The sequence below is a fragment of the Nocardioides sp. CPCC 206348 genome, assembly GCF_048654705.1.
Lineage (GTDB): Bacteria > Actinomycetota > Actinomycetes > Propionibacteriales > Nocardioidaceae > Nocardioides.
Map to the genome: position 1 here is coordinate 81,665 of NZ_JBMCZA010000239.1, position 891 is coordinate 82,555.

1 protein-coding gene is annotated in these 891 nt (G+C 69.7%); it reads right to left on the minus strand.

All coding sequences use genetic code 11. The features are described 5' to 3' along the window. Window positions 1-175: 175 nt before the first annotated feature. The coding region (locus tag ACOADB_RS27670) for a hypothetical protein (protein WP_378606710.1) at window positions 176-891 on the minus strand (716 nt) is incomplete at its 5' end.

Genomic DNA, 891 nt, shown 5'->3' on the forward strand with positions numbered 1-891 from the left:
GGGCGCGACACGGGTCCTGGACTTTGCCGCTGCCGGTTCGTTCTATCTCATCAACCTGGAGCGCCAGCTTCCGGCCGGTGGTGCAGTGACCGGTGACGGGGGCGGATTCGTCTACGTCTCCGGCTACCTGATTCCCACCTCCTGATCCTGGTTCCTCCGGTCCGGCGTCGGTGCACTAACCGATCGGCGTCTCGAAGACCCTGGCGAGACGCAGGCCGAGCCAGGGTCGACGGCCACCTCGGATGCCGACGCCACGCAGGGCGGCCCCCGGCGTGCTGAGCCGACCGTAGAGGTTCAGCAGGAACGGCACCGGCGGCCCGGCGAGCACCACGTCGGGCCGCCCCGGCACCAGGGAACTGGGCAGCATGGCGACATCGCCTCGTTCAATCGCCAGGGTCTGCGGTCGCCCGCCCCGGACCCGGAACTCGAAGGTCGCGCTCATGTCCTGCGCGGCCTCCGGGCTCACCGCGCCGGCGGCGACCTGGAAGTTGGCGTTCATGACCAGGAGCGCATCGCGCGGCGCGATCGGCCACCGCCGTCCTGTCGCACGCGCGACGTCGTGCCCGTGCACGAGCAGCTCGCCGATGGCGTTGCCCCAGCCGCCGAAGACGTCGATCGTCTGTCCGAAGTGGAACGGATAGGTCGTTGCCGGATCCAGCTCGAGGTCCTCGAGCAGCTTCTGTTCGGATGTCAGCTCGTCAACGACCTCTGCGTGGGTCAGGCCGGAGACGGCGTCGAGCTCCGCCTGGTTCTGCGCATCCAGGTCGGCCATGTTCTCGCTCAGGCCTGCGGGAGAGGTCAGGTCCCGGTGGTTGTAGCGCCGGAAGACGGTGAGGACGTGGGCCGCGACCTGACCAGCGTTCCAGGCGCCGTCCGCGACCGGGGTCGCGG